The 20,914-nt window shown below is 68.2% G+C and carries 18 protein-coding genes; 3 read left to right on the top strand and 15 right to left on the bottom strand.

Annotated features, from left to right (window positions below; translation table 11 throughout):
- Window positions 1-142 precede the first annotated feature (142 nt).
- Together NRB20_RS13050 and NRB20_RS13045 are read right to left on the bottom strand one after the other, a co-directional pair.
- Window positions 143-733 carry a GNAT family N-acetyltransferase gene (locus NRB20_RS13050; protein ID WP_153410393.1) on the bottom strand — a complete coding sequence of 197 codons (591 nt, stop codon included), beginning with the start codon at window positions 731-733 and terminating at the stop codon, window positions 143-145.
- On the bottom strand, window positions 730-1,569 hold the full coding sequence (locus NRB20_RS13045; RefSeq protein ID WP_153410392.1) for a GntR family transcriptional regulator: 840 nt from the start codon (window positions 1,567-1,569) through the stop codon (window positions 730-732). The genes NRB20_RS13050 and NRB20_RS13045 overlap by 4 nt, the downstream gene beginning before the upstream one ends.
- Before the next feature lie 205 nt (window positions 1,570-1,774).
- Here NRB20_RS13045 and NRB20_RS13040 point away from each other — a divergent pair, with 205 nt between their 5' ends.
- Entirely contained in the window at window positions 1,775-2,248 is a 474-nt protein-coding gene (locus NRB20_RS13040; protein WP_319944844.1) for a DUF4254 domain-containing protein, read from the top strand.
- A 146-nt stretch (window positions 2,249-2,394) separates the two neighbouring features.
- Here NRB20_RS13040 and eccCa read toward each other — a convergent pair whose 3' ends face one another.
- From eccCa to eccD, 3 genes are read right to left on the bottom strand one after another with little or no spacing between them, the layout of a single operon-like run.
- Window positions 2,395-6,426, bottom strand: a complete 4,032-nt coding sequence (gene eccCa / locus NRB20_RS13035) for a type VII secretion protein EccCa (protein WP_153410391.1) — start codon at window positions 6,424-6,426, stop codon at window positions 2,395-2,397.
- A 5-nt stretch (window positions 6,427-6,431) separates the two neighbouring features.
- On the bottom strand, window positions 6,432-7,808 hold the full coding sequence (gene mycP / locus NRB20_RS13030) for a type VII secretion-associated serine protease mycosin (RefSeq protein WP_153410751.1): 1,377 nt from the start codon (window positions 7,806-7,808) through the stop codon (window positions 6,432-6,434).
- Window positions 7,809-7,864: 56 nt separating this feature from the next.
- Window positions 7,865-9,340 carry a type VII secretion integral membrane protein EccD gene (eccD, locus tag NRB20_RS13025; protein ID WP_153410390.1) on the bottom strand — a complete coding sequence of 492 codons (1,476 nt, stop codon included), beginning with the start codon at window positions 9,338-9,340 and terminating at the stop codon, window positions 7,865-7,867.
- 216 nt (window positions 9,341-9,556) lie between these two features.
- On the opposite strand from eccD, the gene eccA reads away from it, so the two are divergent.
- Entirely contained in the window at window positions 9,557-11,380 is a 1,824-nt protein-coding gene (gene eccA / locus NRB20_RS13020; protein ID WP_153410389.1) for a type VII secretion AAA-ATPase EccA, read from the top strand.
- A 90-nt stretch (window positions 11,381-11,470) separates the two neighbouring features.
- Here eccA and eccB read toward each other — a convergent pair whose 3' ends face one another.
- A complete protein-coding gene (gene eccB, locus NRB20_RS13015; protein ID WP_319944843.1) occupies window positions 11,471-13,018 on the bottom strand; it encodes a type VII secretion protein EccB in 1,548 nt (515 codons plus the stop codon).
- Between the two features lie 217 nt (window positions 13,019-13,235).
- Here eccB and eccE point away from each other — a divergent pair, with 217 nt between their 5' ends.
- Entirely contained in the window at window positions 13,236-15,050 is a 1,815-nt protein-coding gene (gene eccE / locus NRB20_RS13010; protein ID WP_153410388.1) for a type VII secretion protein EccE, read from the top strand.
- 95 nt (window positions 15,051-15,145) lie between these two features.
- Here the strand turns inward: eccE and NRB20_RS13005 are convergent, their stop codons facing one another.
- From NRB20_RS13005 to NRB20_RS12965, 9 genes are all read right to left on the bottom strand, one after another.
- Window positions 15,146-15,445 (bottom strand): WXG100 family type VII secretion target, encoded by a 300-nt coding sequence (locus tag NRB20_RS13005; RefSeq protein ID WP_153410387.1) that lies wholly within the window; start codon window positions 15,443-15,445, stop codon window positions 15,146-15,148.
- A gap of 65 nt (window positions 15,446-15,510) precedes the next feature.
- A complete protein-coding gene (locus NRB20_RS13000) occupies window positions 15,511-15,792 on the bottom strand; it encodes a WXG100 family type VII secretion target (protein ID WP_153410386.1) in 282 nt (93 codons plus the stop codon).
- A gap of 105 nt (window positions 15,793-15,897) precedes the next feature.
- Window positions 15,898-16,722 carry an ESX secretion-associated protein EspG gene (locus NRB20_RS12995; RefSeq protein ID WP_153410385.1) on the bottom strand — a complete coding sequence of 275 codons (825 nt, stop codon included), beginning with the start codon at window positions 16,720-16,722 and terminating at the stop codon, window positions 15,898-15,900.
- On the bottom strand, window positions 16,722-17,759 hold the full coding sequence (locus NRB20_RS12990; protein ID WP_153410384.1) for a PPE domain-containing protein: 1,038 nt from the start codon (window positions 17,757-17,759) through the stop codon (window positions 16,722-16,724). The genes NRB20_RS12995 and NRB20_RS12990 overlap by 1 nt, the downstream gene beginning before the upstream one ends.
- Window positions 17,760-18,086: a PE family protein gene (locus tag NRB20_RS12985; RefSeq protein ID WP_153410383.1), complete on the bottom strand. Its 327-nt coding sequence runs from the start codon at window positions 18,084-18,086 to the stop codon at window positions 17,760-17,762. It abuts the gene before it with no gap.
- A 34-nt stretch (window positions 18,087-18,120) separates the two neighbouring features.
- Window positions 18,121-19,665, bottom strand: a complete 1,545-nt coding sequence (locus NRB20_RS12980) for a hypothetical protein (protein WP_153410382.1) — start codon at window positions 19,663-19,665, stop codon at window positions 18,121-18,123.
- A gap of 5 nt (window positions 19,666-19,670) precedes the next feature.
- Entirely contained in the window at window positions 19,671-19,976 is a 306-nt protein-coding gene (locus NRB20_RS12975) for a type VII secretion target (RefSeq protein WP_153410381.1), read from the bottom strand.
- A gap of 123 nt (window positions 19,977-20,099) precedes the next feature.
- A complete protein-coding gene (locus tag NRB20_RS12970; protein ID WP_153410380.1) occupies window positions 20,100-20,402 on the bottom strand; it encodes a YbaB/EbfC family nucleoid-associated protein in 303 nt (100 codons plus the stop codon).
- A gap of 34 nt (window positions 20,403-20,436) precedes the next feature.
- Window positions 20,437-20,877, bottom strand: a complete 441-nt coding sequence (locus NRB20_RS12965) for a hypothetical protein (protein ID WP_319944842.1) — start codon at window positions 20,875-20,877, stop codon at window positions 20,437-20,439.
- Window positions 20,878-20,914: the final 37 nt, after the last annotated feature.

The raw sequence follows: 20,914 nt of genomic DNA, 5'->3' as shown, positions 1-20,914 counted from the left end.
TGTCGTTCCGGATGCTCGACAGGCGTTGCGCCCCGGTGCGTACCGAACCGCACCCGCACCGACCGAACTCGCGTTCCGGATGCTCGACAGGCGTTGCGATTCGGTGTGTACCGAACCGAAACACGCACCCGCACAGCGGTTCTCAGTACGGAGTGACCGATCGGATGGTGTCCTCGGGCTGGCGGGGGCGGCTGGGGATGACGGCGGGGAGCCAGGAGTCGGCTCGGCGTTCGAACAGGGCGGTGGAGGGGCCGGAGGCTTCGGGGCCCGCGAGGCGGGCGAGGCGGAAACCGGCGCGGCGGTAGTAGTCGTGCAGGTCGGTGTTGGTGGTCCAGGCGTCGAGGCGGACCCAGGTGCGGCGGCGGGCTCGGGCGAGGGTGGCGGCGTGGGCGAGCAGGTGGGAGCCGATGCGATTTCCGGCGAAACGCAGGTCGACGATCATGTAGTGGACGATCGCGGACTCGGCGGTTTCGCAGGGGGTCCACAGGCCCTCGTCGGCGCGGTCGTTCACGGTGATGGTGCCTGCGGGCTCGCCATCGACCTCGGCCATCCAGGTTTCGCCTCCGTGCACGGCACGATTCACCACCTTGGCAAATATCTCGATGGGCAGGCCCCTAGCCTGTGGTGTCCACTGATCGGACCCGCGCGCGGCAAGCCAGGCCGTTCGTTGGAGCCGCAGTCGGCAGATGGTGCCGATGTCGGCCAGCGCGGCCTTTCGGATGTGAACTGTCATGAGGAACCGGGTACCAGCGAGTTAACGAAGGAATGAGATTTGCCCGGCGGCTGCTGCGCGCCCAGGGTCTTACGGATGAGTTCGATCCCGGCGTCGTCGCCGAGTTCGTAGGCCAGACGGTTGCGCGCAGCGATGGAAAGATGCCTGGTCACGCGGGTGATCCGGTCGGCGCTGGCACCGATGCGCAGATGTTCCAGCAGCAGAGTGCCCGTTCCTACCCCCAGCACGGCTGCCTCCTCGGCGGTCGCGGGACGGGCCACGACGGTGTCACGATGCGCGGATTCACGATAGCCGCGCTCGGCGAGGCGGCGCGTGGTGCCTTCGGGGATGTCGTGCGGGGAGTCCACGCCGGTGTCCTCGGCGAGGTCGCGTGGATAGAAGCTGACCTCCCAAGACCACGGCTCGTTATCCAGGTACTCCACCACGGAACGCGCGACCACCCAGGAATCCTCGGGAACACCCAGCCACAATGCCACATCCCGACTGGCTGGTTCCATCCGAGCGGTGAAATGCTTGGCCGGTTCGCGACCGGCCGCCCGCGCGATCTCGGAGAAGATGTCCTGCGAGGACTTGGGCCGATCGGGCCGAAGCGAGCCGGTGACAACCGATTCCAGCACTTCCCGGCTGCGCACGATGGTGCCGCGCGAAGTCGCTGTGTAGAGCAGGTTTTCGGCGACCAGGACTTGAATCGCGTTGCGCGCGGTGGTGATCGAGACCTGCATCTGTTCGGCCAGCTCGTTGTGACTGGGGAGCCTATCGCCCGGCTGCCATCTGCCGTTGCGGATCTCCTCACGCAGGAGGTCGGCGATCCGCTGATATCTCGGACCGGCCGCCATCTCGCTCCTACGGGGTTGTTACTGCAAGGTAAAGCAGTTTACCCCGCCAGTTGATTGCGCGTGACCCTTGACACCCGGATTCAGAGGTTTATTGTAATGAACGTCCTGAACGGGTGCTGTACTGCGATGACGGCGAGGCAACGTGGCGGGTTCGGAGACATCTCAGACGGTGGTCGTGGCAGCTGTGCCCGACGCATCTCAGAGGGTGACCGGGGTCAAAACCTACGTGAGTGGCATCCTGCCGAGTTCGGACCTACTCCTACGCGCGTGCCGAGGCCATCGCGTGGTCGGCGATCCGCTGATGTGGTTCACCCGCGATCTCGCGGTGCTGCATGAGCGCAGGCTGATCGGGCGGGGCGGCTCGGAACCGACGCGCGATCCGGCCACCCTGACCGAGATCGAGCGTCGCCGAAGCGAATTGGTGATGGCGATCGACGACTGGGTCTCCCGGTCCATCCCCCAGCACCGGCTCGGCGCGACCCTGCACACCGAAACCATCGGCTCGGTCATCGACCGCATCGCCGAGGCCTCGGTCCGCGCCCACCACGCCCTGATGACCCTGGACGCCGGCGACGAGGTCCTGCACGGCGCCTGGCACCACCTCGCCGAACTGGCCGACGCCTACGACGATCTGGTGACCGACGTGCTCGCTGGGCGTCGGCGGCTGCCCGCCTGGTAACCCCGGCCCGCCGCCCACCCCCGATCACGCCAACTCCCGCCCCGGGCCTGGACTGACCGGAGCGGAGGAGCGAAGCGGGGGAGCGTAGGAGGGAAGGACCGGGGTTGATAGGGCCCCGGCCCGCCGGAGCGAAGCGGAGGCCGAAGTTACAGCGGTGGGAGGTTGGCGATCTGGACCATTTCCTGGCCGTGGGTGCGGGAGATGAGGATGCCGCGGCCGGGCGGGAGTTTGGAGGGGCGGACATCGCCGATGATCTTGCCCTCGTCGCGGGGGCCGCTCATGATCAGGGCCTGAACGGACATGTTCTTCATACCGCCGAGGACCGGGTCGAACAGGGCGCGGGACACACCACCGGTGCGGCGGGTGACGATCAGGTGCATGCCGATGTCGCGGGCCTGCGGCAGGTACTCCAGCAGCGGCATCAGCGGGTTGTTCGAGCCCTGCACCACCATGTCGTAGTCGTCCACCAGGATGTAGATCTCCGGGCCGCTCCACCAGCTGCGTTCGCGCAACTCCTTCGGGGTGATGTCGGAACCGGGGATGCGCTCGGCCATGAACGCGACGATGTCCTTGACCATCGAACTACAGGTCTGCGAGGAGGTCGAGTACCCGGCCAGCTGATCACCCTCGACGACGCCGAGCATGGTGCGGCGGTAGTCGATCATGATGATGCGGGCCTGTTCGGGCGTCGAACTCTCGATGATGCCCATCGCGATGTTGCGCAACAGCGTGGTCTTGCCGGACTCCACGTCGGCGAACGCCATAAGATGCGGTTCGGCGCCGAAATCCAGGACCAGCGGCTCCAATTCGTTCTCGCCGAGACCGACCACCAGGCGGGTCGAGCTCTGTTCGATACCGCGTTCGGCCGCCATCGTCAGCAGCTCGTCGCGGCCGAACTGCATCGGCAGCATGCGCACCTCGGGGGCGCGGCGCTGGCCCCACAGCTGTGCGAGGCCCTCGCGGGAGGCCGCGACGCCCTCGGACAGGTTGCCCGGCTCGGTCTGGGTGTCCAAGCGCGGCAACGCGATCAGCATGTGCAGCTGTTCGGCGGTCAGACCGCGACCGGGACGACCGACCGGCACCAGGGCCGCCGCCCGCCGGTTCATCTCCGAATCCGTCGGATCACCCAGCCGCAGTTCCAGGCGGGTACCGATCTGGTCCTTGACCACCGGGCGGATCTCGGCCCAGCGGGACGCACCCACCATCAGGTGGATGCCGAGCGAAAGGCCCTGTCCGGCAATGGCCTGGATCTGCGCCTCGATCGGTTCGAACTCCTCGCGGATGGTCGCCCACCCGTCGATCACCAGGAATACGTCACCGAACCGGTCCGCCGCCAGCGGATCCCCCTCCGGCATGGTGCCGTCGGTGTTGATCACCGAGAACTTGCGTCGCCGGAACTCGGCCATGGATTCGATGCCCAGTTCGCTGAACCGCTCCTCGCGCTGACGCATCAGCGAGGTCAACTCCGCGATGGTGCGCCGGACCCGGTCCACGTCGAGGCGACCGGCCACCGAACCGACGTGCGGCAACCCGACCAGACCGGCCATACTGCCGCCACCGAAGTCCAGGCAGTAGAACTGCACCTGTTCGGGGGTGTGCGTCGCGGCCGCGGACATGATGATGGTGCGCAGCGCGGTCGACTTACCCGACTGCGGACCGCCGACCACCGCGACATGTCCACGCGCGCCGGACAATTGGATGGTGAGCACGTCACGACGCTGCTCGTACGGCTTGTCGATGATGCCGATCGGCATCCACAGCTGACCGTGCCGGTTGGCGGGCGAACGCCAATCCGGATCGGGTAGCAGCATATCCACCGACGGGGACTCCTCCAGCGGCGGCAACCAGACCTCGTGCGCGGGGCGGCCGTGTCCGGTCAGCCGCTTGACCACCACGGTCAACAGCGAATCCGGGATGCCGTCCTCGACCGAGGGCGGTTCGGGCAGCTCCAGCGGATCGAAGGCGGGTTCGGGCTCCGGCGGCAGTTCGGGCATCTCCACGTGCGCGGCGGTGAAGACCGTGGGCGAACCGCCGATCGTGCGGCCGCCGATGACGACCGGACCCGACGTGGTCGGGGCGACGTACGGTCCGGAGACGTAGGTCGCGTTGAACCGCAACGGATCCGCGGCGTCGGTCTTGAGGTATCCCGCGCCGGGCACGCTCGGCAGGTGGTAGGCGTCGGTGATACCCAGCACGGCGCGGGATTCGTTGGCGGAGAAGGTGCGCAGACCGATGCGGTAGGACAGGTGCGAGTCCAGGCCGCGCAGCTTGTTCTCCTCGAGGCGCTGCGAGGCCAGCAGCAGGTGCACGTGCAGCGACCGGCCCAGGCGGCCGATCATCACGAACAGATCCGCGAAATCCGGCTTCTGCGAGAGCAGTTCGGAGAACTCGTCGACCACGACGAACAGCGCGGGCAGCGGATCCAGCGCCGCGCCCGCGGCACGGGCCTTCTCGTACTCGGTGACGTTGGCGAAGTTGCCCGAGGACCGCAGCAGCTCCTGGCGGCGGTTCATCTCACCGGCCAGGGCGTCCTTCATACGGTCGACCATGGACAGTTCGGCCTCGAGGTTGGTGATGACCGCCGCGACGTGCGGCAGCGGATCCAGACCCAGGAAGGTCGCGCCACCCTTGAAGTCGACCAGGATGAGGTTCAGCGCGTCCGGGGAGTGCGAGGTCACCATGGACAGCACCAGCGTGCGCAGGAACTCGGATTTACCCGAACCCGTTGCGCCGATGCACAATCCGTGCGGGCCCATGCCGTTCTCGGCGGATTCCTTGATGTCGAGTTCGACCGGGGTGCCGTCCGGGGTGACGCCGATCGGCACCCGCAGCCGCTCGCGCGGGGTGCGCGGACGCCACACCTTGGCCGGTTCGATCTGCGCGGCGTCCGGAATCTTCAGCAGCGCCATCAGACCCGGATCGGTGCGGGTCTCCTCCCCCAGGCTGACGATCTGCGCGGCGGTGGCGATCCGATAGCGGGCCAGGGCACGCGCGAAGGTCTCGGCCTGGGCGACGCTGACCTCGTCGACCGTGGCGAAGCGCTCCACCCCGGCGGCGCTGCGGGCGCTGACCGCGCCGTCGCCGACGACGAGTTGCAGACCGCGGCGCGCGGCCAGGCCGTTCTCGGGGGCGGTCAGGTCCAGTACGGTCACCGAGTCCAGACCGGATTCGCTGACCAGTCGTTCGGTGCCGTTGACGAAACCGTCGTCGATGACCACGAGCAGATGCGTACGGCCCTGTGTCGGTTGCGGATTGCGCATGAACCGGCCGCGCTCCATCAGCTCCGCGCCCAGCGCGGTCTCGAGTTCGCCGAGCGAGCCGTACATCATCCGGGCCGAGCCCATTCCGTCGCGATGGGTCGGATGTTGCAGGTGCGGAAGCCATTTCGCCCAGGACCACGCCTCGCCGTCGGGATCCGCGCAGACGATCGCGACCGCGACGTGATCCGGGCCGTGGAAGGCGGCGAACTCCATCAGCATGGCGCGCATGAACATTCGGGAGTCCTCGACGGGCCCCTCGATGTTCACCGCCGGGAACGCGCGCAGCGAGACCGCGGTGGGCAGCTGGTGCACGACCGAGTGGGTGCGCACGAAACGACGCAGCGCGACCGTCGCGACCGGTTCGAGATCCTCGAGCGGGCCGGTCTCCGGACGGGCGAGTTTGGTGGCCAGGCGGTGGCTGCCCACCCCGACGCGCACATGGCCGAAGTCGGGGTCGTTGGGGCGGCGCTCCCACATCCGGCGGCTGCCCACCAGCGATTCCAGATCCACCGGTTCGGGATGCGACCAGCGCAGCGAATCCAGCTGCCGGACACCGGTTTTGCGCACGTCCCGGCGGATCTGGTCCAGGTACCGGAAGTAGTCCTTGCGTTCCTCGTTGAGCTCACCGGCGGACTTGCCGCCACCACCGCCGCGGCCCATCATCATGCCGACCATCGACATCAGCATCATCATCGGGAACATCATCATCATGGGGTTGCTCAGCAGCGAGCGCCCCATCATCACGAACATGCCGAGCATGCCGACGACCGCGACGACCATGACCACCGGCATCAGCTTGGCGATCAGCGGACCGGGCACCGGACGGCTGACCTCGGGCGGCGGGCTCAGCGTCACCTCACCGCCGGGCGCGCGCGGCGGCGCGATCCGGGGACGGCGAACGAAACCTTCGGTAATCATGGGGCCTACCGATCGGGGTCGAGGGTATCGGCGCCGGGGCGGCGGCGCAGCGGAATCGCCAGCGCCAGACCGATTCCCAGGACGGACAGGCAGACGATCGAGCCGATCGTGGCGAAGGTGCGCGGCCGGGTGTCCGCGGGCGGCGGCGAGTAGGGCGTCGGAATCGCCCGGGGCACAGCGGCGCCCGCGGACACCGGCTCGTCCGGCAGCACCGCGGTGAGGGCGGCGACGGGGTCGATCATGCCGTAGCCGACCGAGTCGTCCCGGGTGGCGCCCGGATGATGGGCGGTGCGCTCGATCCGCTCGATCACCTGTCCGGCGGTGAGCTTCGGGAATCGCGAACGCACCAGTGCCGCAAGGCCGGAGACGTAGGGCGCGGCGAAACTGGTGCCCTCGATGTTCCGGACGCCGTCGGTGCCGGACACGGCGTTCACCAGGCCGTTGCCACCGGGTTTGCTGTCCAGCGAGACGATCTGGCGGCCCACCGCCGCGACACCGATCCACGGCCCCCGCAACGTCAGTTCCGACGGGATGCCGTTGGGATCCACCGAACCTACCGACAGCACGTATTTATCGAACCACGCCGGGCTCGGAATCGTCTGCACCTCATCCCAACCCGAGCCGCTGTTCTGCGTCTTGCACGGTCCGTCGGACTGCATGTTCCCGGCCGCGGCGACCACGACGACGTTGTGGTCGTACGCGTATTTCACCGCCGCGCCGAGCGCGCCGTCGGCGGTGTCGTAACCCGCTGCGGTGCAGGCCACCTCGGAGATGTTGATCACCGTGGCGCCCATGTCGGTCGCGCGCACCACCGCCGCGGACAACGTGAGCACATTGCCGTAGCCGGAGTCGGAGATCGTGCCCGGCTGTCCGTTGGACTGGCTGTTCTTGGCCGAGAACGCCAGGCTCAGCTGGCGGATGCTCAGGATCTGCGCCTGCGGTGCGACACCGGAGAATCCGTCACCGGTACTGGGCTGTCCGGCGATGATGCCCGCGACGATGGTGCCGTGGCCGTCGCAGTCGCTGGTGCCGTCGGAGTTCGAGACGTAGTCGCCGCCGGCCTGCAGATTCGGCAACCGCGGATGCCGGTTCACGCCGGTGTCGACGACCGCGACCTTCTGTCCCGCGCCCTGCGAGAACTGCCATGCCGCAGGCAGATTCAGCACCCGCTGCGCGATCGGGGCGTCGGCGGGCACGGCGCCGCTGAGCAGCGGGGTGGCGCAGACCTCGCGCTGCTGGGTCGGTTCGAGCGGTGCCGGGCGACCGCTCAGCGCCTGGGCCGCACCCAGCGCCCCGGGATTCACCGTGGGCGGCCGGACGGCGTTCGCGGGTCCGGGTACGGCGAAGATCGCCGCACCGAGAAACGTTGCCGCGCACATCATCCGAAGCACGCGGCGACCCCGGCCGACACCTTCCCCGCCCGACGGGCCCACACCGGTCATATGTCGCGGGCCATCGAGTACACGTCCATGATCCACAGCACCAGCGGGATCACCAGCACGATCAGCAGGTATTCGAACAGCTCGTTCATCCGGCGCATCACCGGGGTGATCTCGATGTGCGGGCCGATGACGCCGAAGCCGACCACGGCCGCCGCGAAGAACAGCAGCAGTCCGGCCGAGATCAACACCGCGCGCGAATCACCCAGGGCCGCACCGGCAGCCGTGCCGACGAAGATCACCCCGCCGCCCGCGATCAGCGAACCCGCCTGGGTCAGATCGGCGAAGGAACGGCCACGCAGGGCCAGGATGATCGAGGTCACCACCGCCAGCGCGATCCCCGGCCAGCTCAACGGGCCGAACGGATCCGCGGCCGCGATGGTGCCGACGACCGCCGCCAGCGTGCAGCCCGCCATGATGCCGGTCTGATATGCGTTGGCCGCCTTGGCCCGTCGGCCCAGACCGACCGCCGAGGGCAGCGCCGTGGCGCCGATCGCGCCGATCCCCTCGATGGTCGGACGCGGTTCGTGGTCGGCCGGATCGATCGCCGCGCCGGCCGTCGGCACGTGCGGCACGGGCAGCCGGGCCAGCACCGCGGACAGGCGGGGCACCGAGGAGATCACGATCAGCCCGCCGACCAGCAGGCCCGCGCCGATCCCGGCCAGCGCGACGTCCCAGATCATCCGGACCGCCGCGCCGATCCCGCCGAACAGCGCGACGGTGATCGCCATGGGGTACAACGTCATTCCGATACCGGTCGCGCGGTAGCCCACCGCGGCGGCCACCAGCAGCACCGAAAAGCCCAGCAGCAGATGGGGACTGCCCAGGCTGCCCGGTACGAAGAACACTCCGGCGGAGAACAGCAGCACCATCGAGGACAGCGACAGCCAGGTGCCCGCGAGCGGATCGCTGTAGCGCCGCACCGCAATCGCGGCCGCGACCATCGCCGCCACGCCGACTCCGGCCGCGATGAAACCCTCGGCCAGCGCGTTGACGTGCGCGCGTCCGGCGGCCAGCAGCAGCATCGCCACCACCGTGGTCAGCACCGACGCGACCAGGCCGGTCCAGCGCGCGGCCTGCGGCGACCACCCGCGGAAGGTGTCCGCGGTCAGCCGGGACACCGCGTCGATGACGTCGTCGAACAGCGCGGGAGTCTCTTTCGCGCCCACCGCGCGCAGCACCAGCAGATCGCCGTCGTGCACCTCGGCCTCGACCAGGGTCCGGCTCGGCGGGATCGGGTCGCGCCCCAGGCGCGCCAGGGTCCAGTGCTGGGTCACCATCGGGGCGTTGTCGTCCTCGCCGTCCCCGACGTCCGGATTGCGGGATTCGATGAGCGAGACCAGATCACCGATGAACGAGGCGACCGGGATCGCCGTGGGCAGACCCACGTCCAACTGGGTGTTTCCCCCGATGACCGAGACCCTGCAGAGCTCGGGTTCCGCGGCGGTGCGCCCGCCCGGCGATGGTGCCGTCATGAGGTCGCCGATCCCGCGACGACGGTAACCAACGGTGTTTCACACGACGATCTGTCAGCTGGCCGAACCACTTTCACCCCGTCAATTGCCTTCGCGTTGCGACCTTTGTGCAGCGAACCCTAATGTATCGGACAGTTGGGTAGTGCGCGATCGGTAGGCTGGTCAGGAGAGATACGGAATGGGCCTTCACAAAAGAAAATTCGGGGTTCGAGTGTTATGACCGGCAACCGCCAAGCTCAACGCGCCTTCGACGCCGGCGTCCTGTCGCTGGGTCTGACCATCGATGGCCAGGAGGCCACGCGCGATCTGGAGTACGCCAAGCTCGCGTTCCAACGTGCCACCGAGTGGGATCCCACCATGTGCGACGCCTGGCTGGGCCTGGCCGTCGCGGGTGAGATGACTCCCGAGGTCCTCACGCAATTGCAGAAGACCAGCGGCTCGACGCTCTACCGCGAGCAACGCCGCCTGGGGCTGCGCCCGCGTGAGCTGGCCGGACGCTTCGTCACCGGTCTGTACATCGACTACCCGCTGTCCAACTACGCCGAGATCTGGGTCGCCCAGGCCGCGCAGCTGATCTCGGACAAGAAGTACGACGAGGCCGAGCAGGTGCTCGACGAGCTCGCCGAGTTCCGTCGCGGCCAGGCGCACGCACCGGAAACCGAGCCGGACAACCGGATCAGTGCCTACGTGCGCGGCGTCATGCACTACAACACGCAGCGCTGGCCCGACGTGATGACCGTGCTGGCCGGTTCGGCCGAGTGGGACGATCCGTTCATGGCCGCGGGCGCGCACGTCATGGTCGGCTCGGCCTGCGCGCAGCTGGGCCTGTTCGGTGAGGCCATCCGCCGCATGGAGATGGCCGAGCACGGCCCGATTCCGGCCGCGCGCACCACCGCCATGTTCTGTCGCGGACTGTGCCTGCGCGAGAACGGAAACGAGGAGGAGGCCCAGCGCCTCTTCGAGAAGGTGTATTCGCAGGCGCCGGATTTCGCCGCGAACACCGAGGCGATGCGGGATCGCACCTACCGGATCACCATCACCTCCAAGGAGACCATCGCCGCCCGCACCGACCGCTGGGATTCGGACTCGGCGCCCTCGATGCAGGAGCAGCAGGAGGCGGATTTCCAGGATCGCGCGAAGAAGATCCTGGACGAGGCTCGCGCGGAGCTCAACCGTCAGATTGGTCTGGCCTCGGTGAAAACCCAGGTCGCGCGGTTGCAGTCGAGCGCACAGCTGGCCAAGATCCGCGCCGAGAAGGGCCTGTCGGCCAAATCGCGCGGCAATCACCTGGCGTTCACCGGTCCGCCCGGTACCGGTAAAACCACGATCGCGCGCGTGGTCGCCAAGATCTATTGCGGCCTCGGCATTCTGAAAACCGACAAGGTCGTCGAAGCGAAGCGAATGGATCTGGTCGGTGAACATTTGGGTAGCACCGCGATAAAAACCGATAAATTGATCGATAGCGCAATGGACGGTGTGCTTTTCATCGACGAGGCGTACACCCTGATCCAGAGCGGCTTGTCCGGCGGTGACGCCTTCGGTCGCGAGGCCGTGGACACCCTGCTGGCCCGCATGGAGAACGACCGCGATCGGCTCGTGGTCATCATCGCGGGATACGACGGTGAGATCAACCGCCTGCTGGCCGCCAACGACGGTCTGGCCTCGCGTTTCGCCAAGCGCCTGCAGTTCCCCTCGTACACCGCGGAGGAGCTGGGCCAGATCGGCGGGGTGATCGCCAAATCCCGTGACTCGGAACTGGCCGAGGGCGCCGTCGAACAGCTCGTCGCGGCCTGTGGGCGGCTGTACGCGATGGAGAGCACCGATCAGAGCGGGCAGCCGCGGCGCGGGGTCGACCTCGCCGGTAACGGTCGTTTCATCCGTAACGTCATCGAAGCGGCCGAGGAGGAGCGGGAATTCCGTCTCGCCAACGATGATTCGCTGGATCTGAGCGAGATCGACGAGTCGGTGCTGATGCGCATCGAGGCGGCGGACATGCAGGCCGCGCTCGCCACGATCCTGGCCTCGCTCGGCTTGGGCTGAGCGTCTGGACCGAATACCACTGCGGCCCTGCTGCTTTCGAATTCACTCGAAAGCAGCAGGGCCGCAGGCGTTTCCGCTGTGGGACGCGGTTCAGTGCGACGCGGTGGTGGTCTTCGAGTCGTCCGAGGTCGCCGCGGACGGGCCGGTGGGCACACTGTCGTAACTCACCAACGCCGACGTCCGCGACAGCGTCGGCCCCGGCACCAGCTGCCCCACGATCGCCCACGGCGCCAGATGCGGCGTCTTACCCAGGCCCAGCATCTCCGCGGTGGCCAGATCCGGTATGCCGTACCGGATTCCATCGTCGGTGATGTAGAACAGGCTGTCCCGGCGCAGGCTGCCCGAATCCATACCGGTGGTCTGCACGAACTCACCCGTCATCGGCTTCACGAACACCTGATCGACGTGGTCGCCGGTGCCCGAGGAGGTGGCCAGCTTCACCGGATGATCCGAATTCCCCAGCGGCAGTTTGGTACCCAGCACCAGCGAGACCCACGCTCGATCGGTCGGATTGCTCGACTCGGGCTGGTCGGTGGCCATGCCCGAACTCTTGTTCCAGCGCACGCAGGTCACCGGATCATCCTCGGCGCCGATGATTTTCGGCACCTGGGTGGGGAACTGCTCCAGCGGCAGGGTGTCCAGTACGGTGATGCCGTCGAGCACATCCGGCGGTACCGACTTGATCTCGCTCATGCCGTGCGAATCCGCGTTGCGGATCAGTTGCGCGACGAACGGGCCGATGCGCTGCACGCCCTTCTCCAGCACCACGTACAGATCCGAGGTACCGCTGCCGTCCGCCGAGGCCACCGAGATCACCCCGCCCACAGGCACATTCGACAACTTGCCCGGACCGGGATGCCCGGCGTCCGGGATGGTCGGCGGCGCCAGCGGCGGTACCGGGACCGCGACGTCGAGCAGGCCGGTGCCGGTCGCACGCGCCGGATGTACGACCAGGTTCAGCGTGCGGGCCATGACCGTGTTGGTCGGATCGATCTCCGCGCGTTTACCGTCGTAGATCAGATACGTCTTGTCGTCGTGACTCACCAGCACCGCCTCGTCCTGGCTCGCGGTCCGCGCTTGCGCGCCCAGTTCCGGCGGCCCGGCGATCACGGTCGTGGTGACCGCCGCGGCGCTGGCCACATTGCCGCTCGCGGTCAACGTGACCGACTCGCACAGCGACCAGTCGGAATGATCACCCTGCGAGGTCCCCGGCAACGCGTTCGGCGCCCCCGGAATCCCCAGCAGCGGACCGCGCGGATAGCTCGACAGCTTGGAATCCTTGACCGAGGTGGGTGTTTCGGCGGTACCGCTGATCAACCGGGCCGAGGCCAGATTCAGTGCGGGATGCAGGGTTTGGTTCCCGGACTTGTCCTTCACCATCACGAACAGCGCGGCGCTGTCCTTGCCGACGATGATCGACGCCTTGCCCACCGAACCCTGCGGATGGATGAACGACAGGATCACGCAACCGGCCACGCCCAGCATGCCCAGGATGCCGCCGATGATCAGCGAACGGGACTGCGACCGCATCGGATCGTGCAGCATGCGCACATCGCGCCGGACCATCGCGTGGTCCAGGCGGCGCAACAGGAAGCGATAGCCATTGACCTGTGCCCGAGTTGTCAGCTGTGCCGGCACTGGATCTCCCTCGAACGGTAGGGCATCGGTCGAACGCGCGAGGGTGACCGCCCACCGGTGGAAACTCCCCGCACGAAAAGACTAGGCGGTTACGCGGGCAGCACGCCACTCGCAGCCGGAACAGGTAACGTAATCCGCGAAACCGGCCATTCGGACCGTGCTTCCGGCCGTGCTGGCCGGACTCCACAGCAGCGGGCGCGAACAGATATGGAAAACGATGGTCGAAGAAGCGATCGTTTACACCGGACCCGAGGAGCAGGAATCCGAGTCATCGGAGGGTCGCTCGGGGCAGACCGGCGGCGGGGGGCGTACCGTCCGGCCGCCGATCGCGCTGCACGATCAGGACTTCTGGCTGTTCCGGGATCTCCCACTGCGCCATGTGGTTCCGGTGTTGCTGCTGGTCGCGATCGCGGTGTGGGTCGCGATCGCCTTCCACTTGCGGTGGTACGTGATCGTCCCGATCGGTGTCGTGGTGGCGCTGATCGGACTGGTCCCGCTGCGCCGCCGCCACCCGCGCTCGCTGGCCGGAATCATCGGCGGCGCGGTGTCGTTCCGCTGGAACCGGTGGCGGCACGATCCCGGCGCCGAACCGCCGGAAGCGTTCGACGTGCCGCTGCCCGAGGGCGGTAGCTACGGGGTGCGCTGGGAGGCCGACCGGCTGATCAGCATGCTGCGGATCGAACCGCCGCCGGACTCGATGACCTGGCTGCGTCCGGGTTCGCTCGGCTCGACCCAGGAACTGCCGCTGCGCGAAATCGCCGACTGCCTGGGACAATTCGACATCACGCTGGATTCCATCGACGTCATCAGCACCGGTGCGCGCACCGCGAGCAACGGCGCGGTGGCCTGGCTCTACGACCGCATCCTGGGCCCGCTGCCCGCGATCGCGCGCCGCACGGTGTGGCTGGTGCTGCGGTTCGATCCGCTGGCCAACGCCCAGGCGGTGGACAATCGCGGCGGCGGCGGGGCCGGTGCGCTGCGCGCGGCGATCATCGCCACCCGCCGGGTCGCCAACCGGCTGGCCGCGCGCGACATCACCGTCTCGGTGCTGACCGCGGGCGAGATCAACAGCGCGGTACGGCAACTCACGCACGGCATCACCCCGGACCAGTTCACCGAATCCCCGAACACGCTCGAATACGAGGGCCTGCACCTGACCAGTTACGCGATCGGGCGGGATCTGATCGCCTCCCCCGGTTTCGCGGATCTGTGGGCCGCACAGAGCCTTTCGACGACCATCACCGTGCGGCTGCGGCCGCAGGCGGTGCGCGCCGCGACGGACGAGATCCGGCCAGGTATCTCGCTGCACGCGCTGGTCCGGTTCGACACCCTCAGCGATCCGGCCGATCCGCCGGTGCCGGGGCTGCGGCGACTGCCCGGACAGCAGCTGCGCGCCTTCCTGGACAGCCTGCCCATCGCGGTGGCGCCCGGTGATACCCCGGAGGATTTTCGCGGCCCACTGGACGCGCTGGACGGGCTTGCGGTCCCCACCGCGGGCTGCGGTCAGCTGATCGGCGCGGATCTGAGCGGACAGGGCATCGCGGTGCCGCTGATCGGCGAGGGCACCAGGCATCTGGAGGTCATCGGCAAGCTCGATCTGGCCCAGCAGGTGGTGCTGCGGGCGATCGCGCTGGGCGCGCACACGGTGGTGCACACCGCGCGTCCGGACGCCTGGACCGCCATGGTCGCGAGTGTGGCCGCGCCGCACTCGCTTTCGCTGGCGCCGCGCTCGGCGGGCGCCAGTCACCATCTGGCCGCACCCCCGCGACAGCCCGGAAGTTCTTATCCCACAACGACCGTCGTCGTCTTCGACGGCATCGCCCCGACCGCGCTGCCGGGTGGGGCGACGATTCTGCACGTGCGCGAGGACGACGGTCCGGAGAGTCCGTTCGACGCCGATGTCACGTTGCTCCAGGATCCGGCGTCGCCGAACATGATCACCGTCCGCACCCCGACCGATTCGGCGACGGTGCACATGGTCACCACGCCGGACGAGATGCAGTACATCGGGGAATCACTCGCCACGCGCTGAGGCCGTAACGTTCCCGGGACACAACAGCATTCGGACATACAACAGCCGACCGAGCATTCCGCTCGGTCGGCTGTTGTGAAATCCGCGGGGACGGATCAGAAGCTGACGTCGAAACCCTGGCCGACGGCGGAGTCCGCTGCCAGCGCGCGGTGCAGCGCGTCCTCGACCGACTGCTGCAGCTGGTCGAGCACCTGCAGGTGGTTGTCGAATTCGTCGGCCCATTTGGTGTACGTGGCGTGGAAGCCCTGGTTCGCGTTGTCACCCTGCAGGGCCGAGTTGAAGGCCTTCGCCTGATCCTCCAGGTTCGAGCCCTCGCTGCGCAGCTGGGAACCCGAGTGGTTCAGATCGTCGTACAGGGTGTTCATCGTCGCGGGGTCGTAGAGAATGTCGCTCATCGCGTCCTCGTTTCTGTGGGAATGATTCGGTCAGGTTGGCCGGAATGTCCGTAGGACAGCGGCAATCAGCCCTGCTGGTCCATCGAGATCAGCTTGTTCTTGCCGTCCACGACGGCCTGCTGCAGCGACGCCAGATTCGCCTTCAGCGTCTCGGCCTCGGAGTGCCACGAGTCCGCGGCCTTCACGAACGAGGCGTTCGCGTCACCGTGCCAGCCGGCCTTCGCGGCATCCGCGGCATCCTCGATGCTCTGGATGTGGGTGCGAATAGCGTTGATGGAGGTGTCCATGTTGTTGGCCAGAGTATTGATCTGATCAAGACTAAGGCCAACTGCTCCTGCGCCTGCCATTTTATTGCCTTTCCCTCATGGTGCTGGATTGCTGGGTGGCGAATTGCTCGGAGATCCGAGGACAATCGCATTCAGAATAGACGACTTTCGTGGGGCTTTCAGAACTTATTGCCGCAGCCACCTTTCCCCGGGAAGCATCTCGATCAAGGCCGAAATCGCTTGTGCGATACGGTGGTCGGTGCCCGGTGTGACCGTCGACCATGCTTGTAGATCGGGCGCCGTCGCGGGAATGGCGATAATCCGGCCGCGGCCGGTGTCGTACATCGCGACGGCGCCCGACGTCCGGGTGGCTATACCGTCCTCGTGCGCATAGGCGACGATTTCGGCATAGGCGGAACAGGATTCGAAGGCCAGCCCGAGAATGGTGGCCTCCCGATCGGGTATACCCAGCGCGTAACAGGCATCGGCGTACTCGGTGGCGGTATTCGCCGCGCTGAGCCGCTCGCTCAGATCCTGTGACAGCACACTGAAATCGGGAATCTGCGCCGGCGCGCAGGCGCCCAGCGCGGTGAGCAGCGGCCGGGCCAACGACGCACCCGAACCGTCGGACCAGAAGGTCTCCAGCCGGAAATCGTCGCCGGAACGGATCGCGATGGCGTGGTCTTCTCCCCTGCGCGCCAAGCACACTCGCACCACGTCGGCGGGCGCGGGCGGCTCGCCGGGGTGGCTCGGGGCGACGCGGTAGATCCGCGCCACCAGTTCGCTCTCGGGCTGGGACAGCACGAACATCGCCTGTGCCAGTTCCGAACTCACCTCGCCGTAGGAGTCGAACACCCCGGCCTCGGTCAGCCCGGCGACCGCGCTCTCCTGCGCGTCCTGCCACGCGTCGTACGAATCATGGTGCGGCGCGACGGCGAGCACCAACGGCAGGGTCTGTACGCCGAGGCGTTCGGCCACCGCGAACAGGCCGTCGTTGGTGAGCGTCGTCATCAGGCCGCCCCGGGTCGGGCGGCGCCGGGCACGGTCCGCGTCGGCACGGGCTGCCCCGGCGCGGCCTGGGTCGGGACCGGCGGCTGCGCACCGGCCGCCGGACCGCCGAGAACCGCTGGCGCACTGACGATTCCGTTCTCGACGTCCATCGTGTCCGCACCCTCGACCGCGATACCGGCACGATGTTCCTCGTTGTGCAACGCCGCGGCCGCTGCCGCCGGTGCGACCGCCGCCGGAATACCGCTGGCGGGAATCGGACTGGCGGAACCGGTCGAGGACGCCGGCACCACCTCGGCCGTCTCGGCCTCGGTCGTCGACTGCACCATGCGCGGGGCGCGATAGGCGGTCTTGATCGGCGGCGTCGCGAGCGCGGCGAACGCCGCGGGGTCGAAGTTCGTCGGCAACACCGGAACACCCTCGGGCGCGGCCGGTTTCGGCGTCTGCGCGGCGGCCTGCTCGGATGCCAGCGCGGCGCCGGAGCTCATTTCCGGCGGATGCTCCTGCACCCACGGGGTGGCCAGCGGTTCGGTGGCCGCCTCGTAGACGCGCATCACCCGGGACGCGGTCGCCTTGGCCAGATCCGAATTGGTGTCGGTGATCGCCGCGATCGCCTGGATCGGCGCGCCGAGCGAGATGCCGATCTGCTGCAACATCTGCTGGGCTTCCAGGATCGCCTTGATGTCGATCATGTTCGGCATCGTCAGGCGGGCGAGCTCGTTGGCCGCGGCGTGCTGCTCGGCCTTGAGGGCATTGCCGGCCGCCGCCTGGGCGGCACCGGCCAGCCAGTCACGTAGCACCGAAACGCTGTCGTGCACACCGGTACTGGTCGCCGACTGCCACGCACCGCGCAGGCTCACCAGCACCGCCTCGAACTCGGCCGCCGCAGTCCCGAAGCTGGCGGCCAGGCGGGCCCACGCGGCACCGGCCTCGGCCATCGGAATCGGACCGGGGCCGGTGTCGAGATCGCGTGCGAGCCGGTCGGACTCGCGCGCCTCCCAGACGACCCCGGTGAAGCCGGGCTGCGGTGGTTCGATCATCTAGACCGACCGCGCCTGCTCGATTCCGGCGGCGTTCGCGCTCTCGACCCGGCCGAAGTGCGAGACCTGGGCGCGCAGCGAGGCGGCCAGCTTCTGCAATTCCAGAATGCTCGCCTCGGCGCTGGTCGTGAACGAACCCGCGACGTGGTTCATGGTGTCGGCCGCGCGCACCGAGACCTCGTCGGCGCCGGCCGCCGGAACGGTCAGCGCGAGCTTGTTGTCCTGCAGGTCCTGCTGCAGACGCAGGGCCACCGCGTCCAAGCGGCCCGCGGCGTCGGTCGCGGCCGCCGGGCTGAAGTACACTCCGCCGAAGTTGTTGTCTGTCATGACGATCCCTCCAGAATCAGTTGTCGCTGCACCATCACAACGTCAGTTCCTTGTCGGGCGGCGCTTCGACGCCTCGGTTGTAGGCGCCGACCACCGGCAGGGTCGCGCCCTCGACGGCGCCGATGACCTCGTCCCCGTTGGTGCCGGTGACCAGATTGCCGTTCGCGTCGGCCGCGCCCGCCGCGGCGGCGCCCTTGGCCGCTGCCGCCGCCGTGCCCGCACTGCTCATCGGCATCATTCCGGGGCTGGTGCTGGACAGCGGCGACGAGGTCGCCGACGCCGGTTGGACCATCGCACCGGCCGCGCTGGGACCGAAGGTGCTGCCGCCGGCCACCTGGGTGCCGATGTACGGGGTGAGCGGCGTCGCGGGCACCGCCGCGATTCCGGTGACTCCACCGCCACCGCCGCCGCCGACCGATGCGCCGCCCTTCGAATCCTTGGCATCCGCGGCCTTCTCGGACGCCGACAGGGCCTTGTCGGCCGGCACCCGCGCGGCCGCGGCCGTGGCGGACCCACCGGGGAACAGCGACTTGGCCGCCTCCCCCAGCTGACTCGCCGATTGCACTCCGGTGGTGAGCAATTGGCTCATCGGGGAGATCAGCTGCATGAGCTGTTGCATCTGGCTACTGGACGAGGACGCCGTCGAGGAGGCGGTCGTCGCGGCGGTATCGGCCGCGGTCGCCGCCTGGGTGCCCGCGTCGACACCCGTCGGCGCGGAGCTGACCTCGACCTTGGTACCGGCCTCGGTCATATTGGCGGAGTGGATGGTGAGTTCCACGCGCGTCTTGGTGATCACCGCGAGCGCCTCGGCGATGGCGTCGGCGGTCTCGGCGACCATGAACGCCGCACCGCCGGGCACCGACAGCGCGGGCGCGGTGAGCGCCATCGTGGTCAGGTACTTGCCCACCACCGTGGACATCAGCGCGCCGCCGGTGAACACCGAGCTCGCGCCCGAGACCAGAATCCCCTTCTGGTTGGCGCCCTGGGTCGCCAGCTGGCTGCCCGAGGCCGCCGCCTGGGTACCCGTCGAGGCCGCCTGCGTCGCACCCTGGCCCTGCCACATCTGCATCACCACTTGCAGCGCGGAGGTGCCGAGCTGCATGGCGACCTGCAGACCGCTGGTGATCGCCGAAAGCACCTGGGTGGGATCGACATTCGGCATCGCGGGCAGCGGGATGCCCGCCACGTTGTTGCCCGCGGGCGCGGCCGGTTGCGGCGCGGCGGCCTGCGGCTTGCTCTCCTGCGGTGCGGGCGAATTCTGCTGTGTCGCAGGGTGATTCGTGGCGTTATTGGCCGCGGGCGCGGCATCCGGCGCGACGCCGAGCGCGTGATGCACTGCGCCGCCGCCGAATTGGCCGCTGCCGAAGCTGGCGGCCATATCCGTCATCGGCTTCACGATCGCCGTCAGGTCGATCACCGGCATCGGCGGCAGGCCCGGCAGCGGTGGCAGCGGCGGAATGGTCGGCAGCTGCGGCAATCCCATGCTGTGCAGGATGTGGCCCACCGGCTGATCCATCATGGGTGCCAGCGAGCTACCCCGCAGCAGATCCGAAATGCTGGGGTCCAGTGGCGCGTTCATCGCGGCTATACCGACCGGAAGTGCGCGGCCGAGTCGTCGTCGGAGGCCTGATAGTGGTCCGCGGCCGTGAAGGCGGCCAGTGCGGTACCCGCGTGCACCGCGGCGAGCTCGTTGACCGACGAGACGTGGTTGGCCTGCGCATAGGCGAACGCCGCCAGGAAATCCTGGCCGATCAACCCGAACACCGGCACCGCCGCACCGACCGTGGCGACCTGGTCGACGTTACCGACCGTGGCGATGGTGGTCGCCATGGCCGCTGAGGACGCACCGTATCCGCGGATCGCATCCGGCACTGTGACAAAAGGCTCCATCGTAAATCCTCTATCCCGGTGGCAAAAATCCTCACTTGCCATCAATGGTAAGCGGATCCGCGCCGATCGCGCTACGCAATTGCTGCCCCCGAACCCCGGGGCCGCCCGTATCCGGCCAGAAGTTCACCAGCTCGAAACTTCGTCATTGAAGGTATTAACCAGATCGGCACGTTCGGCGAAGGCTTGGCGCGCAGCGGAATACGAGGTCGCGACGAGCGTACTCTCGAACTGCTCCGGGGTCATCCGCGAAATCGACTCGGACAGTTGCAGATCCACGATCGCGCCGTTGCCGTCCACCTCGACGGTCATCGATTCGTCCGGCGAGGTCTCGCGGGCGCGCACGCCCGCCATCTGATCACCGAGGTCACGCAGCCGGTACAGGCGACTGCGCACGCTGGCCTCGAGCTCGTCCATCGATTCGTACATGACGCTCCTCACAAGGGTTTTCGAGCCGAACCGGCTAGACGGACCGCAGCCAGCTCTCCGGCTCGGTCTCGTATTCGTCCTCCTCCACGAGTTCGCTCTGCGCGACCTCCGCGGGGGTGGGCAAACCCATCCGGTGCAGGGCCGCCGAATCGACCCCGGCCGCCTCGAACTCCGCGCGCCGCGCCAGCGCCGCACGGTTCGCCGCCTGTTTGCACAACCGCAGCACCTCGGCCGCCAAAGCTCCCGGGTCCCTGCGCAATTCGGCCTTGTCCACCGAAATCCCCAGGGGCAGACCCTGTTCCGTGGTCCGCACCGAGATCGATCCGGTCCGGTTGGCCGCGGTCCACTCCACCAGCACCGGCTGCTGGGCCTGCTCGACGACCGGACTCTCCGGTGCCGCGGACTCCTCGACCGGTTCCGCGCCCGCCTCGCCCACGACCGGACCGATACCCGACCCGCCGCTCTCGGTACTCACCACAGCACCCCCGTTCGCTCGGCCCGGCGATACCGCA

The sequence above is a fragment of the Nocardia macrotermitis genome, assembly GCF_009604405.1.
In the GTDB taxonomy this organism is placed as follows: domain Bacteria; phylum Actinomycetota; class Actinomycetes; order Mycobacteriales; family Mycobacteriaceae; genus Nocardia; species Nocardia macrotermitis.
The sequence above is the reverse complement of the archived record's forward strand: the minus strand, read 5'-3'. Positions and strand labels throughout refer to the sequence as shown.